A 16,621-nucleotide genomic window follows, 5' to 3' on the forward strand; every position below is an offset into this window, starting at 1 on the left:
CTCGGGGGATTCCTCGCACCGACGGACGCCGTTGCGACAGGACAGAGTGCGAACCATCTCGTAGCGGCGGAGAAGGAAAAATCGGTACCTGTCTCGCCGGTCACGGGCAAGGCCGCGAAGACTCCGCACATGGCGCGCTGGAGCGCCGCCGCGGCGCACACGTCCTGGCCCGCCAAGGCGACCGCCGACGTGACCGTTCCCGCACCGGGTGCCGCCGCCGCGCACGCCACCGGCGCCCCGGTGACCATCGCGTCGGCGAAGGGCGCGCGCCGGGCGAAGGCGGGCGCGCGGGTCCACGTCACGCTGCCGGGGCAGACGGCCGCGCAGAAGCTCGGCGTGCACGGCGTCGTCCTCACCGTGCGGCCGGACCGCGCTACGTCCGGCGGTACCGCTCAAGTCGCCCTGGACTACGCGGCGTTCAAGGACGCCTACGGCGGTGACTGGGGCGGCCGGCTGCGCCTCGTCCAGTTGCCGGCCTGCGCCCTGACCACCCCGCAGGCCACCGCGTGCAGGCAGCGGACCCCGCTGGTCTCGGACAACGATGCCAAGGCCCAGACGGTCTCGGCCCAGGTCACCCTGTCCGCCTCGGCCACGGCACGGCCCCTGGTCCTCGCGGCGGAGGCCGACGCCTCGGGCGGCGGAGGCAGCTACGCCGCCACCTCCCTGGCCCCGTCCGGCCAGTGGTCGGCCGGTGGCTCGACCGGTGCCTTCAGCTACTCGTACCCCATCTCCGTGCCCGACGTCCCCGGCAGCCTCACCCCGAACGTGTCCCTGAGCTACAGCTCACAGGGCGTGGACGGGCGCACCTCCTCGACGAACGCCCAGTCCTCCTGGATCGGCGACGGCTGGGACTACTCACCCGGCTTCGTCGAGCGCAGCTACGCCTCCTGCTCCGACGACACGGCGAACGGTTCCCCCAGCACGTCCGACGAGTGCTGGTCCGACGACGTCGACTCCCTCACCCTGTCGCTGAACGGTTCGTCCAACACCCTCGTCCACGACGACACCTCCGACACCTGGCACCCGCAGGGCGACAACGGCGAGAAGATCCAGGTCAAGACCGACACGGTCAACGGCGACAACGACAACGAGTACTTCGTCGTCACCACCGCGGACGGCACGCAGTACTACTTCGGCAGGAACCGGCTGCCCGGCTGGGCCACGGGCGACGCGACCACCAACTCGGTGTTCACCACACCCGTCTACGGCAACGACACCGGCGAACCATGCCACGCGGCGACGTTCGCCACCTCCTGGTGCCAGCAGGGCTACCGGTGGAACCTCGACTACACCGTCGACCCGCACGGCAACGCCCTCAGCTACTGGTACACACCCGAGACCGGGCACTACGGCCGGGACAACACCACCACACCCACCAGCTACGCCCGCGGCGGCTATCTCGCCAAGATCCAGTACGGTCAGCTGGCCGGCAAGGTCTACGACACCACCGCACCGGCCGCCGCCCAGGTGTTCTTCGACACCTCGGAGCGTTGCCTGGCCGACTCCGGCTTCGACTGCGCCACCTCGAAGATGACGACCGCCAACGCCTCGCACTGGCCGGACGTCCCCATCGACCAGACCTGCGCGTCCTCGGGCACCTGCGCCAACCACGGCCCGGCGTTCTTCACCACCAAACGCCTGACCGGAATCCGCACCCAGACCCTGGTCGGCACCGCCTACAAGGACGTCGACGCCTGGACGCTGACCCACACCTTCCCCTCGACCGGGGACACCACCACTGCCTCGCTGTGGCTGAGCCAGATCGTGCACACCGGCAAGGACGGCGGCAGCCTGGACCTGCCGCCGGTGAAGTTCGCCGGTCAGGCGCTGGCCAACCGCGTGGACGGACTCGACGGCTACCAGCCGATCACCCGGTACCGGCTGACCACCGTCACCACCGAGTCCGGCGAAGTCATCACCGTCAACTACACCGCGCCGCAATGCCACCGCAAAGGCACCGTGGTGCTGCCCTCCAGCGCGGACGCCAACACCTACCGCTGCTACCCGCAGTACTGGACTCCGCCGGGCCAGACCTCCCCGCAGCTCGACTGGTTCAACAAGTTCGTCGTCAACTCGGTGACCGCTCAGGACCCCACCGCCGGAGGCCTGCCCGTCCAGACGTCCTACACCTACGTCGGCGATCCGGCCTGGCACTACAACGACGACCCGATGACCCAGGCCAAGTACCGCACCTGGAACCAGTGGCGCGGCTACGGCTCGGTCGAGACCCGCACCGGCACGGCCCCGGCGAAGATCACGCTGTCCCGGGAGACGTACTTCCGCGGCATGGACGGCGACAAGACCTCCTCCGGCACCCGCAGCGTCACGCTCGACGACACGGCCGACGACGATCCGCAGAAGGACTCCGACTGGCTGGCCGGCCAGACCTTCGAGGCCCTCTCGTACAACGGCGACGGCGGCGCACTGCTCTCCGACGGCGTCACCGACCCCTGGAGCTCGGCGGCGACAGCCACCCAGTCCCGCACGAAGGCGGGGCTCGACCCGCTGATCGCGCACCGCACCAACATCAAACGGGCGCGCACCGTCACCACCAAGGCCGACGGCACCCGACGCACCACCGAGATCGACTACACGATCGACGGCGCCACCGGCCTGCCGCAGACCGTGGACGACCTGGGCGACGTCGCGACCTCGACCGACGACCAGTGCACCCGCACCTGGTACAGCACGGACGCCGCCGGCCATCTGCTGCCGGTGCCCCGCCGGGTCCAGGAACTGGCCGTCTCCTGCTCCGCCACGCCGAAGTACCCCCAGGACCTGCTCAGCGACGACCTGTCCTTCTTCGACGGCTCCACGGACAACACCGCCACGCCCACCAAGGGCGACGTCACGATGGTCCAGAAGGCCGACTCGGTGGCGGCCGACGGCACCCCGCACTACGTGACGGCGTTGAAGAACACCTACGACTCCTACGGCCGTGAACTCACCGAGACCGACGCCGACGGCCGGGTCACGACCACCGCCTACACCCCCGCGACCGGCACCTCCCCGACCGCCATCTCGGTCACCCGGCCCAAAGTCACCGGCCAGGCGGCCGGCTTCACCACCACGACCACGCTGGACCCGGCCCGCGGCCTCGACCTGAAGACCACCGACGCCGCCGGCTACGCCACCACGAGCACCTACGACCCGCTGGGCCGCCTGACCGCGGTGTGGAACCCGGGATTCCCCACCGACAACAACCCCAACACCAAGTACAGCTACACCCTCTCGCCGTCGGCACCGTCCACCGTCACCACCCAGACGCTCGACGACACCAACACCTACCGCACCTCCCTCTCCCTCTACGACGCGCTGCTGCGCCCGCGCGAGACACAGACGGGGACCCTCGACGGCGGCCGCACGATCACCGACACCGTCTACGACTCGCACGGCTGGCCGGTCAGTTCCTCCGACGCGTACTACAACAACGGGGCGCCCAGCGGCACGCTGGTCGACGCGGCCGACAACCAGACGCCGTCCCAGACCGGCACCCTCTACGACGGCGCGGGCCGGGCGACCGCGTCGATCGCCTACCACTTCGCATCCGAGACCTGGCGCACCACCACCGCCTACCCCGGTTCCGACCGCGTCGACGTCACCCCGTCCGCCGGTACCACTCCGTACGGCGCCACCCCCACCACCTCCTACACCGACGCACGGGGTCAGCTGGTCAAGCTGCTGCGCTACCACGGCACCACGGCCACCGGCGCCGCGGACTCCGTCACCTACTCCTACGACCCGGCCGGCCACCAGACCGGCCAGGACGACGGCCAGGGCCACACCTGGAGCAGCGGCTACGACCTCCTGGGCCGCCGCACCTCGCAGACCGACCCCGACACCGGTTCCTCCAGCTCCACCTACGACAACGCCGGCCAGCTGCTGACCGCGACCGACAGCCGCGGCAAGACCATCGGCTACGCGTACGACGAGATGGGCCGCAAGAAGGCCGCGTACGACATCACCGGTGGCGCCACGCCGTCGACCACGAACGAGCTGGCCGCCTGGACGTACGACACGCTCAAGAAGGGCAAGCCCACCGCGTCCGTGCGCTACGTCGGCGGCACCAGCGGCTCCGCCTACACCGAGAAAGTGGCCGGCTACGACAGCCACGGCTGGCCCCAGGCCACCCAACTCGTCGTCCCGGCCGCCGAAGGCGCGCTCCAGGGCACCTACACCACGCAGAACCGGTACAACCTCACCGGCACGCTCTCCTCGTACACCGACGCGGTACCGGCCGCGGTCAAACTGCCGCAGGAGACGGTCGGTTACACCTACGACGCCTACAACCGCCCCACCGCGGTCGCGGGCGACACCTGGGGGTACGTCCAGAAGCTCAGCTACACCGAGTTCGACGAGCCCTACCAGCTCACCTACGGCACCTCGGGCAACTTCGCGCAGCAGACCCTCAATTACGACGACCAGACGCACCGTCTGACGGACTCCACCACCATCACCCAGTCCGGCGCCGCGATCGCCGACAAGACCAGCTACAGCTACCAGCCGTCCGGCAACGTCACGAAGATCGCCGACAGACTCCAGACCGGCTCCACCGACACCCAGTGCTTCGACTACGACTGGGCGCAACGTCTGAAGGACGCCTGGACGGCCACCGACGACTGCGCGGCCACCCCCGCGCCCAAGGCCTCCACCACCGTCGGCGGCACCTCGCCCTACTGGCAGTCGTGGACCTACGACGCGACAGGTGCCCGTTCCTCCCAGGTGGACCACGACCCGTCCGGCGACACCTCCCGCGACGTGACGGCCTCGTACACGCCGTTCGCGGCGGGCAAGGGCCCGGCCCACGCCGTGTCCGCGGTGGACAAGGTGACGCCCGCCGACTCGGCCGCCGACACCACCGACTCCTACACGTACGACGAGGACGGCGACGTCCGCACCCGGACCACCCGTGCGGGAACAGACACCTTCACCTACGACGACGAGGGCCATCTGTCGGAACTGGCCTCGACCGGTTCCAGCGGTGACACGAAGTACCTCTACGACGCCGACGGCAGCCTCCTGATCCGGCACAGCCCGGACGCCACCACGCTCTACACCGGCGACGAGGAGATCACCCTCAAGGCAGGTGCCACCAGCGCTGACGGCGTCCGCTACATCTCCCTCGCCGGCCAGACCGTGGCCACCCACTCCTCCGACGGCACGTACACCTATCTCGTCGCCGACCGCCTGGGCACCGGCACCCTCGCGATCGACTCGCAGACCCAGCAGGTCACCCGCCGCCAGTACAAGCCGTTCGGCGAGACACGGAACCAGACCGGAACCTGGATCGGACAACGTGGCTACGTCGGCGGCACCCAGGACGACAACACCGGCCTGACCAACCTCGGCGCCCGCGAGTACGACCCGTCCATCGGCCGCTTCCTCAGTCCCGACCCCCTCCTCGACTCGGGCTCCCCGCAGTCCTGGAACGCCTACGACTACGCCGACGACTCCCCCGTCGCCACCTCCGACCCCACCGGAGCCTGCGCCGACATCGACTGCCCCACCCGCAACTGCGCCTACTGCACCAACGGCACGCCCACCGACTCCGACTCCATGCACCGGGCCATGAACGACCACCCCGGCTCGGGCAGCACCCCCAACAACACCAAGTCGTACGCCAAGAAGTACAAGGCCGACATCAGCAACAGCACGGCCAACGCACAGGCGGAACAGCACGCGCTCGAACGGCAGAAAGCGACAGCGGACGCGGCCGCGGCGGCCGCCAAGAAACAGATCTCAGGCTTCAAGCACCAACTGCTCAGCCTGGTCGCGGACGTTCTCGGCCTCACCGACGCCTACAACTGCTTCACCAAGGGCGACGTCATGGGCTGCGTCAACACCGCCCTGACCGCCGTTCCCTGGGGCAAAGCCTTCAAGGCCATCAAAGTGGGCGTCGAAGCCTTCAAGGTCTGGCGCGCGCTGGACCGCGCCTACACCGCCGTGAAGGACGCGGAAGAAGCCGCCAAGATCGCCGACGATGCCGTCGACGCGGAACATTTCTTGGCGGAGGCGGGCAAGACGGAGGGCGCGGGGGCCGAGGCGGTCGAATCCTGCGCGGTGCACAGCTTCGCGCCGGATACGGGGGTCCGCCTTTCCGACGGCACCTCCACGCCGATCAGCAAGCTGAAAGTCGGCGACACCGTTCTCGCGACGGACCCGCAGACCGGGCTCACCGCGCCCGAGCAGGTCCAACGGGTCATCGTCACCAAGACCGACAAAGACTTCACCACCCTCACCCTGAAAACGACCTCGCCCCACCGGAATCAACCCCATCCCCCCACCCGCGAAACCCTCACCACAACCTGGCACCACCCCTTCTGGGACGCCACCCACCACCACTGGACCGACGCCCGCAACCTCACCCCCGGCACAAAACTCCGCACAGCAACCGGCACCACAGCCACACTCACCAGCGTCCACAACTTCCACCACCACGGCACGACATACGACCTCACCGTCGAGAACCTGCATACGTACTATGTGGTGGCGGGGGCGACTCCGGTACTCGTTCACAATTGCGGAGATGCATCCGTTGACGAGCTGGCTGAGGCGGCGACTGGGCCTTACAAGAAGGCCAAAATCGACACGCGTACCGGTAAGATTGCTCGCGGTCAAAGCAATGCGGGACGGGCGTTGCAGAAGCATGCAGACCCCAGTCGAGGGCCGGTTCATGCGAGCAAGTTCCCGACCCTCGCGTCGGATGCAGAGCGTACGGAAATGGGCGACGACATGGTCCTTGAGTTGCTGACCAATCCAGGTAGTACAGACACACTGGGTTCCGCCTCGGCACACTATGGGGGAACTGTTCGCGACATATGGCATCCAAGCGGAAGCTATGGTGCACGCTGGAGTACGCGCGGAGGCGGACTCACGTTCGAAGGGTTCCTCGGGTGAGGATTGCGGAGATTTCCGGGCGTCGATATCGCCTCTTCATGGTGGCCAGCATTCACGAAGATGCCAGCTACGTTGAATGCCGTGCCATGGATACTGGAGATTGCGTATGCGAGATCCGTATTGATTCTCCAGAGGGGCTCTATCTGATGCCCATGGCGAGGGAGGCTGATGTGGATGTGGTCACCGAGACGATCGCTTACGCGAAAGAAGTAGCGCGCCCTTCAGCGGGTGCGGCGAGCAATTAGAATTCATTCGCCAAATGATCGCAAAGCCCCACCGGCAGTGGGCGAATTCCAGGGGTCGTTGCAACACAAGTGATCAACTGGCTGTGGCCAGGAGCTTAAGGGCTGTCCCGTAACTGCTGGTCACGGGTGAGATGATCTTGGTGTGGCTGGTGTGATCACGGCGTCGGAGCCGTCCTGGATAGCCCCGTTCACCGGGCTGAGCCCGCGGCAGTTCGGCAAGCTCGTGACCGTGCTGCGACGCGAGGGTGCGGAAGCCGTCCGCAAGGGCCGGCCGTGGAGCCTTCCGCTGGAGGACCGGGCGTTGCTGGTCGCCACGTACTGGCGCACGAACCTCACCATGCGGCAGCTCGCGCCGCTGTTCGGGGTGTCGAAGTCGGCGGCGGACCGGATCATCGACCACCTCGGGCCGATGCTCGCGCTCCAGCCCCGCAAGCGGTTCGCCAAGGACGCCGTGCTCATCGTCGACGGCACCCTGGTGCCCACCCGCGACCACACGATCGCCGAGCGGTCGAAGAACTATCGGTACTCCACCAACCACCAGGTCGTCATCGACGCCGACACCCGCCTGGTCGTCGTGGTCGGCCGACCGCTGGCCGGGAACCGCAACGACTGCAAGGCGTGGGAGGAATCCGGCGCCGAGGCCGCCGTCGGCAAGACCCTCACGATCGCCGACGGCGGCTACCTGGGCACCGGACTCGTCATCCCTCACCGCAGACAGCGCGGGCAGGCCGAACTCCCGGACTGGAAAGAGAGACACAACAAGCCCCACAAACATGTACGCGCCCGTGTCGAGCATGTCTTCGCCCGCATGAAGACCTGGAAGATCCTCCGCGACTGCCGTCTCAAAGGCGACGGCGTCCACCACGCCATGCTCGGCATCGCCCGGATGCACAACCTCGCCCTCGCCGGATAGGCCAGCGGGCCGTCCCGCGGCCTCCCCCTCCCGAGACAACACAAAGATCATTTACGGGACAGCCCTAAGCGTCGATGATTTGGCTGAGGCAGGGAAGGCTCCAGGGAAGAACGGGTTTACGCGCGCAGGAGGCCGGCGACAACACCAACCAGTACTTGCTGCCCGACCGAGGAGTTCAGTTCAGGTTTACGGTCCTGAGCGACGAAGCCGATGGTTGGGTTGCGGAGGGTTGGAGTCTGGGATTTCCGGGCGGAGAAGTCATGCATATCCTTTCTGCCGGACGGGAGGAGCTCAACGCGTACTGAGCCTGAGCCGTCCGCGTTGGGTGATGACAGATCTCGGCCCGTTCGCCTCTGTGACGCGCCCCGCACGAACAACACGTTCGGTCGTGAGCAGTCGGACGGACCCGCGTAGGGGATGGGGATAGGTGCGTCCGGACGTCCGCCGCCCGGATGCGGGGCCCCCACCCCCGGACCCCCGCCCCCTCGCCTTCGCGTCCGTCTCGACGGACACTCGTAGGCCATGGAGTTGGCGCCGGAGGGGGACGGGATATGCGGGACGGGCATCGGGGGGATGTCGAGCGGTTGTTGGTGCGGGCCGTGGAGGAGGAGGTGCGGCGGTCGGGTGGGCGCAGCGACGGGAGCGTGTTGCTGTCGCGGGCGCGTGGGGCGCTGGACGTGATGGCGCGGTCGGCCGCCGACGAGTACGGCGCGTACACGCGGGCGCTGGACGAGACGGAGGCGGGACGGCTCACGTTCGGGCAGCGGTACGCGCAGGACGGGGCCGGAACTCCCTTGCTGGTGGCTGCCGTTGCCGCCGTCGCGGCTGCCGTGTCCGACCTGGTCGCCGGCACCGACACGGCGACCGCGCTGGGCGTCGGCGTGACCGTGGGCCTGGTGGGCGCCGCCGCGACGGTGGTGAAGGTGGCCGGTGCGCATCTGCCCGCCGCCCATCACCGCGCCGGTGCGGCGAGTCAGCCGGGCGGCCCCGAGCAGCTGAGGTTGCAGTGGCTGACGGCGCTTGAGGTGCGGGGCATCCGGCCGTTCCTGGACCAGCAGCGGGTGTTGGCCGCGTCGACGGGGCCGAAGAAGAAGACCGGCGGGCCCCAGCTGCGCGGCGCGGACAAGAGCGGGGCGGCCCGGGGGCGGACGGTGCTGACCCAGTCGTTCGGTCATCTCCCGGACAGCAAGGGCGTGTTCGCGGGCCGGCGCGGCGAACTGGGCCGGATTCGGCAGTGGGTGCAGGCGTCGCGGGCGGCGACCGAGACCCGGCCGACGGTGGTCGTGCTGCACGGCGCGCCCGGCAGCGGGCGGACGGCGCTCGCGGTGCGGGCGACGCACGAGCTGAAGGACTACTTCCGGGGCGCCTGCGTCGTCGACCTGCGGGGTGCGAGCCCCGAGGAGCAGCCGCTGCCCACCCGGGACGCCCTGCTGCATCTGCTGAACCGGCTCGGCGCGCCGCGCGAACAGCTGCTGTTCCGGGAGCGTTCCTCCCCCGACCAACAGGTGCGGCGGCTGGGCGAGTTGTACCAGCAGCATCTGACCAACGTCGCCGTCACGATCGTTCTGGACGATGCCTCGGACCCGGAGCAGGTGCGGGCGTTGGTTCCTGAACGGTCGGACAGTCTGGTGCTGGTCACCGCGCGGCGCCCGTTGGAGTTGCCCGAACTGCCGGGGCAGGTGCACCAGTTGGCGGTGGAGGAGCTGGACGCGGCGGGGGCCGAGGAGTTGTTGGAGGCGGCGGCGCAGGAGAGCGCGGGGCCCTACGATGCCGAATCCGCCGACCGGATCAGGGAGTTGTGCGGTGGGCTGCCGCTGGCGCTGAGTGTGGCGGGGTCGGCGCTCGGGCCGCGTTCGCCGCGTCAACTGGCCACGGATCTGGGGGTGTACGGGCCGGTCGAGCCCATCGAGCGGGCGCTGTGGCTGCGTTACACCGACCAGTCGGAGGCGGCCCGGCGGCTGCTGCGGCGCCTCGCGCTCGCGGGGCGGGCGTCGCTGGGCGCGGCGGCGGCCGCCGCGCTGCTGGCGACAGACGAGACGGAGGCGAAACGGCAGTTGGCCGCGCTGTCGAGAGCGGGGCTGATCGCGCACGTGCGCGGCAACCGTTACCGACTGCACGATCTGGTACGGGCGTTCGCGCATGCCCGGCTGCTCGACGAGGAGGAGCAGGCGGAGCGGGCGGCGGCGCAGGAGCGGCTGATCGTGAACTACGCCGATCTCGCGGACTCGGTGCTGCGGCTGGTCGACGGCAACATGTCGACGCGTTCGGACCGGTTCAGCCCGCACGGATTCACCTCGCTGGACGAGGCGTTGCGCTGGCTGGACGACGAGACGAGCTTCATCACGTCCACGCTGCGGCACGCGGAGGGCGTCAACCAGGCCGCCGTGCTGAACCTGCTGGGCGCCCTGTGCGACTACTGCCTGTTGCGCGGTGACCTCTACCGCCTGGGCGAGATCAGCGAGTTGGCGCAGGCCGTCGATCAGGGGCTGCTGGTGCGCTCGGTGCAGTGGCGGACCGGTATCGCGGCCCGGCAGCTCGGCGAACTGGACAAGGCGCGGACGACGCTGGCGTCGGTGGTCGACCTGTACCGGGACGCGCAGCACGACGCGGGCGTGGCGCGGGCCCTGTGCTCGCTCGGCATCACCCTGCACCACCAGGGCAATCTGACCGAGGCGGCGGCGAAACTCCAGGAGGCCCTGGACCTCCAGGCCGCGCCGGAACTGGCCACCGACCGCGCCTGGACCCTGCACGCGCTGGCGGCGGTGGAACGCGACCGCGCCCATCTCGCGCGGGCGCTGACCCTGCTCACCGACTCCCTGGTGCTGCACCGCGCGGGCGAGTCCGTGCACGGCGAGGCGTGGGCCCACTTCCAGCTCGGGCAGCTGGCGCTGCGACTCGGCGACGTTCCCCGCGCGGAGGAAGAGTTGCGCACGGCCCTGGAGCTGTACGGCAGGACCCGGGACGCGCGCGGCGAGGCGTGGGCGCTGACGCAGTTGGCGCGGGCCCGGCTGGTGGCGGGGGACGCCTCACCGGCGGTCGACGCGCTGCGGCAGGCGGCGGCCAGGCACCGGGAGAACGAGGACGCGCGCGGCGAGGCCTGGACCGTCTACTACCTGGGCCAGGCGCTGGAGGAGACCGGTGATCTCGACCGGGCGGTACGGGAGTTGGAGCGGTCGCGCACGATGTTCTCGCGGATGCGGGACGTCTACGGGCTGGCGTGCGCCCGGCACCATTCGGCGCGGGTGACCCGGGACCAGCGGGCGGCGCAGACCGGTTCGCTGCGCAACTCCGGTTTCGCCCGCCAGCTCCTCGTCGACGCGCGCGCCGACTTCCAGCGCATCGGCGTCGCCCACGGCGAGGCGTGGACGTGCCTGGAGCTGGTCGTGGTGGACGCGGGCAACGGGCGCGCGCAGCAGGCGCTCGCCCTGTGCGAGGAGGCGACGGCGTTGTTCACGTCGTACGGTGACCGGCGCGGCGAGGACTGGGCGCGTTTCCTGCGCTGCACCCTGCTCCCCTACGCGGCGCCGGGCGGCACCGAGGTGGGCACGGCGGTCGCCGAAGAAGAACTGACGGAGCTGTCCCGCACCGGCCATCCGCTGCGGGACGAGAAGCTGGACGAGTACGTGGCCGCCTACCGGCTGCTGCTGGAACGCGGCGTCGACCTCGACACCGGCTGGCAGGCCTGGCGCCTGGGCATGGTCCCGGGCCGGCACGCCCGCGAGGTCATGGGGGTGGCGACCGGCGAACTCCAGGTCTGACCGCCGCCCCGCCCTGACCGACGTTCCACGCTGACCGCCGTTCCGCGCGACACCTGCACCGCCCCGGACCACTGTCCGGACCACCGCCGGACCACTGTCCGGACCACCGCACGGGTCACTGTCCGGATCGCCGTCGGTGAGGGTCGCGCGGAACGTCAGCCCTGGGTCTTCGAGCCCGCCGAGCCGGCCGCCGACTCCTCGGACTTCGCCCCGGCCTTCGACTCGGTCTGCGTCCCCGTCGTCGCCCGGGCGGCCGTCTCGGAGGCCGGTTCGGAGCCGGGCTCCTTGAAGTCGACCTTGTTCATGTGCTTGCTCATCGACTTCATCAGCCCCCAGACGGCGACCGCCATCGCCGCGAAGACGACGAAGCCGAGGACGCCGGGGGTGACCTTGTTCTCGTCCACCTCGGCGAGGGGGACGAGGTGCGTCATTGCGATGCTCAGACTTGCACTCATGTCAGGCATTGTCGCGGATGCCCGCGAAGAGGTCGTCCTCGGGGAGGGAGGTGTCGACGAGCGACTTCGCCAGCTCGTACTCCTCCGTCGGCCAGACCTCCCGCTGAAGCTCCAGCGGCACCCGGAACCAGCCCCCGTCGGGGTCGATCTGGGTGGCGTGCGCGAGCAGCGCCTTGTCACGGATCTCGTAGAAGTCGGCGCACGGGACATGCGTGGTCAGGGTGCGCTCCACCCGCTCGAACTCCTTCCACCGCTGGAGCCAGTCCCCGTACGGCGACTCCATGCCGCGCTCCAGCAGCGCCTGGTGCAGCGCCTCGGTGCGGGGCCGGTTGAAGCCCTGGTTGTAGTAGAGCTTGCTCGGCTGGAACGCCGGGCCGAACTCCGACTCCGGGTACTTCTCGGTGTCCGTCGCCCCCTCGAAGGCGACCATCGAGATCTTGTGGGTCATGATGTGGTCGGGGTGCGGGTAGCCGCCGTTCTCGTCATAGGTGGTGATCACCTGCGGACGGAACGAACGGATCTGCTTCACCAGCTCACCGGCCGCCTTGTCGACGTCCTCCAGGGCGAAGCAGCCCTCGGGCAACGGGGGCAGCGGGTCGCCCTCGGGCAGCCCCGAGTCCACGAACCCAAGCCACTCCTGCTTGATCCCGAGGATCTCCCGGGCCTCGTCCATCTCCTTCTTGCGTACCTCGTGGATGTGCTCCTCGATGTACGCGTCACCTTGCAGTTTCGGGTTGAGGATGGAGCCGCGCTCCCCGCCCGTGCAGGTCACGACCAGCACGTCCACCCCCTCGGACACGTACTTCGCCATGGTGGCCGCGCCCTTGCTCGACTCGTCGTCGGGGTGGGCGTGGACGGCCATCAGTCGCAGCTGGTCAGTCAAGACTCAATCCTCAGTCAGTCGGCGCCCCCGCGGACGGGAGTGCGATCGGCGGCTTCTATAGTGACCGAATCGGGGGGCGAATAATTCCGGGGTCCGCTCCGGAAGCCCCTTTCGGGACCTCGGTCCCGCACCTTGCGAGAGGACCGATCATGAGCACCGCGACCCCGCACCTGCCCGAGGGCCGTTACGGCCGTTCCTCGGACGAGCGGGCGGATCACAAGCTCAAGGTCCTCGGTGCGGTGCTCGGCGCCGTGCTGCTCGCCGTGGTCGGCTACTTCGCCTACTACTACGTCGTGCAGAACAAGATCAGCGCCGAGGTGATCGCCTTCGACACCGGCAAGGACTCGGTGAAGGTGCATCTGGAGGTCCGCAAGGACGCCGGTGCCGACGGCTACTGCACGCTGCGCTCCCAGTCCGCGGACGGCGCCGAGGTGGGCCGCGCCGACTTCCGCTTCGACGGCCGCGCCACCCGGATCGACCGGATGCTCACCCTCCGTACGACGGCCCCGGGGACCACGGCGGAGCTGCTCGGCTGTCACGCCGACTGACGCGACCGGCGCCGGTCGCGATACCTCGCCGCTGACCAGTACCGACGGGTTTCTGATGCCTTATGTCCTCCCCCTTCGGCCGGTGAATTGTTAGGCTCGTGGTTTCGCCCTTCCATGAAGGAACATTCTTCTGGGTAGGGCGATGCTTTGTATTCCCAGTACCTACGAGGAGCACCTGTGACCCAGACCAGTGAGAACGTCACCTGGCTGACCCAGGAGGCGTACAACCAGCTCAAGGCCGAGCTGGAGTACCTGTCTGGTCCCGCGCGCACGGAGATCGCCGGGAAGATCGCAGCCGCGCGCGAGGAAGGCGACCTGCGGGAGAACGGCGGGTACCACGCGGCCAAGGAGGAGCAGGGCAAGCAGGAGCTGCGGGTCCGCCAGCTCACCCAGCTCCTGGAGAACGCCCAGGTCGGCGAGGCCAAGCCCACCGCTGACGGTGCGGTCGGCCCTGGCATGGTCGTCACGATCGCCTTCGACGGCGACGAGGACGACACCCTCACCTTCCTGCTGGCCTCCCGCGAGTACGCCAGCTCCGACATCGAGACCTACTCGCCGCAGTCCCCGCTGGGCTCCGGCGTGATCGGCCACAAGGTCGGCGAGGACGCCGAGTACGAGCTGCCGAACGGCAAGAAGGCCTCGGTGAAGATCCTCAGCGCCGAGCCCTACAACGGCTGACCTGCCCCCGGCCCCACCCGGCCGACCCCCGCAAGCCCTTCGCGAGCCCCCGGTGTCCTGCCCTGTGACTCCGGGGGTTCCGCCATTCCCGGCCACCGTCCGTGCGGTCCTTCCCGGGCAACGTCCGTGCGGTCCGGGGAGTCTCCGGGCTCCCCGGGGCGGCGGCTGCCCGAGGCTGCTGCCCGGCGGGGCCGCCGGGCGGGGTGGGCCGGTCAGGCGGGCCCGTCAGGCGGGCCGGTCAGGCGGTCGCCGAGCGGTATGTGCGGACTGCCAGGGTCCGGAAGACCGCGACGATCAGGACCGAGTAGATCAGCGAGGCCCACACCGGGTGCTGCATGGGCCAGGCACCGGACTGGGAGAGGCCGGGGTCGCCGAAGAGCTGTCGGCACGCCTGCACCGTGGCGCTGAAGGGGTTCCAGTCGGCTATGTGCCGCAGCCAGGGAGTCATCTGGCCGGAGTCCACGAAGGCGTTCGAGATGAAGGTGACCGGGAAGAGCCAGATGATCCCGCCCGAGGTCGCCGCCTCCGGGGTCCGCACCGACAGGCCGATCAGCGCCCCGATCCAGGTGAAGGCGTATCCCAGGAGCAGCAGCAGGCCGAAGCCGGCCAGGATCTTCCCGGCGTCGGTCGGCTCGGCCGAGCCGGGGCGCCAGCCCACGATGAGCGCGACGATCGCGAGGACGAGCAGGGTGATGGCCGTCTGGACGAGGTCGGCGAGGGTGCGCCCGGTGAGAACCGCGCCGCGCGTCATGGGCAGCGAGCGGAAGCGGTCGACGAGCCCCTTGTGCATGTCGTCGGCGATGCCCGCGCTGGACCCTGCGGTGGCGAAGGTGACGGTCTGCGCGAAGATCCCGGCCATCAGGAAGTTCTTGTAGACGTCCGCGTCGGTGGTGTTCCCGATCTTCAGGGAGCCGCCGAAGACATAGGTGAACAGCACCACGAACATCACCGGCTGAATGACCCCGAACAGCACCATCTCGGGAATCCTGGTCATGCGGATCAGGTTCCGCTGGGTGATGACCAGGGAGTCCCGGATCGACTGGCCGATGGGGTTGCGGCGGGCCGGTACGGGGGCGGCCTCGGGGGCGGTGTGGGGAACGGTGCTCACTGGTCTACCTCCGTCTTCCGGCTGCGGTCCGTGCGCGGGTCCGGCGCCCTCGCCCCGTCTGCCGCTTCGTCTCTGTCGCCCGGGTCGCCTTCATCGGCTTCGTCGCCCTCTCCGGCCTCGGCGGCATGGCCGGTCAGGGAGAGGAAGACGTCGTCGAGGGTGGGGCGGCGCAGGCCGATGTCGTCCATCTCGACGCCGCGTCCGTCCAGTTCGCGGATGACCTCGGCGAGGAGGACCGCGCCGCCGGAGACGGGCACGGTCAGCTTGCGGGTGTGCTCGTCGACGGAGACGTCACCCTTGCCGAAGCCGTTCAGGACCTCGATCGCGGTCGGTATGCGGGTGCGCTCGTGCACCACGACCTCGACGCGCTCGCCGCCGGTGCGGGCCTTGAGCTGGTCGGAGGTGCCGCGGGCGATGACCCGGCCCTGGTCCACCACCGCGATGTCGTGCGCGAGTTGATCGGCCTCCTCCAGGTACTGGGTGGTCAGCAGCATCGTCGTGCCGCCGGAGACGAGCTGTTTGATGACCTCCCACAGCAGCTGGCGGTTGCGTGGGTCGAGTCCGGTGGTCGGCTCGTCCATGAACATCACCGGCGGGGAGACGACCAGGGCCGCCGCGAGGTCGAGCCGTCGGCGCATGCCTCCGGAGTAGGTCCTGGCAGGCCGGTCGGCGGCGTCCGTGAGGCTGAACTGGTCGAGCAGCTGCACGGCCCTGGCCTTCGCCGCCCTGCCCTTCATCTGGTAGAGACGGCCGACCATCTGGAGGTTCTCCCGGCCGGTCAGATACTCGTCGACGGCGGCGAACTGGCCGGACAGGCCGATCGAACGCCGTACCGCGTCGGGGTGTCTCAGGACGTCGAGGCCCGCGACGACGGCCCGGCCGCTGTCGGGGCGCAGCAGGGTCGTCAGACAGCGGACGGCTGTCGTCTTGCCCGCGCCGTTGGGCCCGAGCAGGCCGAGGACCGTGCCCTCGGGGACATCGAGGTCGACGCCGTCCAGAGCCCGTACGTCGCCGAAGGTCTTGACCAGACCTTCCGCATGGATGGCGCCTGGCATATCTGTCTCCACGTCATCGGGGATTCTTCGAGAAGCCTAGGTTTGTGCCGATTGATCCGCCCAGCGGATGCCACGAGACAC

10 protein-coding genes are annotated in these 16,621 nt (G+C 69.4%); 6 read left to right on the top strand and 4 right to left on the bottom strand.

Annotated elements, in window-relative coordinates:
- Positions 1-129: 129 nt before the first annotated feature.
- The 4 genes from ACIQOU_RS20000 (at position 130) to ACIQOU_RS20015 (ending at position 11,813) form a co-directional block, all read left to right on the top strand.
- On the top strand, positions 130-6,897 hold the full coding sequence (locus tag ACIQOU_RS20000) for an RHS repeat-associated core domain-containing protein (RefSeq protein WP_401538094.1): 6,768 nt from the start codon (positions 130-132) through the stop codon (positions 6,895-6,897).
- Positions 6,898-6,935: 38 nt separating this feature from the next.
- Positions 6,936-7,142, top strand: a complete 207-nt coding sequence (locus ACIQOU_RS20005; protein WP_401538095.1) for a hypothetical protein — start codon at positions 6,936-6,938, stop codon at positions 7,140-7,142.
- A gap of 142 nt (positions 7,143-7,284) precedes the next feature.
- Positions 7,285-8,055, top strand: a complete 771-nt coding sequence (locus ACIQOU_RS20010) for a transposase (RefSeq protein WP_401538096.1) — start codon at positions 7,285-7,287, stop codon at positions 8,053-8,055.
- A gap of 551 nt (positions 8,056-8,606) precedes the next feature.
- Positions 8,607-11,813, top strand: coding sequence for a tetratricopeptide repeat protein (locus ACIQOU_RS20015; protein WP_401538097.1), 3,207 nt, complete (start codon positions 8,607-8,609; stop codon positions 11,811-11,813).
- 155 nt (positions 11,814-11,968) lie between these two features.
- On the opposite strand, the gene ACIQOU_RS20020 is transcribed toward ACIQOU_RS20015, so the two are convergent.
- Positions 11,969-12,277, bottom strand: a complete 309-nt coding sequence (locus ACIQOU_RS20020; protein ID WP_401538098.1) for a hypothetical protein — start codon at positions 12,275-12,277, stop codon at positions 11,969-11,971.
- Positions 12,270-13,151: a mycothiol conjugate amidase Mca gene (mca, locus tag ACIQOU_RS20025; RefSeq protein WP_401538099.1), complete on the bottom strand. Its 882-nt coding sequence runs from the start codon at positions 13,149-13,151 to the stop codon at positions 12,270-12,272. The genes ACIQOU_RS20020 and mca overlap by 8 nt, the downstream gene beginning before the upstream one ends.
- A gap of 149 nt (positions 13,152-13,300) precedes the next feature.
- Between mca and ACIQOU_RS20030 the strand changes: the two genes are divergently transcribed.
- Positions 13,301-13,699 carry a DUF4307 domain-containing protein gene (locus tag ACIQOU_RS20030; RefSeq protein ID WP_401538100.1) on the top strand — a complete coding sequence of 133 codons (399 nt, stop codon included), beginning with the start codon at positions 13,301-13,303 and terminating at the stop codon, positions 13,697-13,699.
- A 177-nt stretch (positions 13,700-13,876) separates the two neighbouring features.
- Positions 13,877-14,377: a transcription elongation factor GreA gene (gene greA, locus ACIQOU_RS20035; protein ID WP_401538101.1), complete on the top strand. Its 501-nt coding sequence runs from the start codon at positions 13,877-13,879 to the stop codon at positions 14,375-14,377.
- 238 nt (positions 14,378-14,615) lie between these two features.
- Here the strand turns inward: greA and ACIQOU_RS20040 are convergent, their stop codons facing one another.
- Together ACIQOU_RS20040 and ACIQOU_RS20045 are read right to left on the bottom strand one after the other, a co-directional pair.
- On the bottom strand, positions 14,616-15,485 hold the full coding sequence (locus ACIQOU_RS20040) for an ABC transporter permease (RefSeq protein ID WP_401538102.1): 870 nt from the start codon (positions 15,483-15,485) through the stop codon (positions 14,616-14,618).
- On the bottom strand, positions 15,482-16,540 hold the full coding sequence (locus ACIQOU_RS20045; RefSeq protein ID WP_401538103.1) for an ATP-binding cassette domain-containing protein: 1,059 nt from the start codon (positions 16,538-16,540) through the stop codon (positions 15,482-15,484). Before ACIQOU_RS20045 ends, ACIQOU_RS20040 begins: the two co-directional genes overlap by 4 nt.
- Between the last annotated feature and the right edge of the window lie 81 nt (positions 16,541-16,621).

This window comes from Streptomyces sp. NPDC091279, from assembly GCF_044757465.1.
Taxonomy (GTDB): Bacteria; Actinomycetota; Actinomycetes; order Streptomycetales; family Streptomycetaceae; genus Streptomyces.

What these genes read in the sequence shown, in the direction of transcription:
- ACIQOU_RS20000 (WP_401538094.1), top strand. Translation starts at nt 130, where the DNA reads ATGGCGCGCTGGAGCGCCGCCGCGGCGCACACGTCCTGGCCCGCCAAG.
- ACIQOU_RS20005 (WP_401538095.1), top strand. Translation starts at nt 6,936, where the DNA reads ATGGTGGCCAGCATTCACGAAGATGCCAGCTACGTTGAATGCCGTGCC.
- ACIQOU_RS20015 (WP_401538097.1), top strand. Translation starts at nt 8,607, where the DNA reads ATGCGGGACGGGCATCGGGGGGATGTCGAGCGGTTGTTGGTGCGGGCC.
- ACIQOU_RS20020 (WP_401538098.1), bottom strand. Translation starts at nt 12,277, where the DNA reads ATGCCTGACATGAGTGCAAGTCTGAGCATCGCAATGACGCACCTCGTC.
- ACIQOU_RS20030 (WP_401538100.1), top strand. Translation starts at nt 13,301, where the DNA reads ATGAGCACCGCGACCCCGCACCTGCCCGAGGGCCGTTACGGCCGTTCC.
- ACIQOU_RS20045 (WP_401538103.1), bottom strand. Translation starts at nt 16,540, where the DNA reads ATGCCAGGCGCCATCCATGCGGAAGGTCTGGTCAAGACCTTCGGCGAC.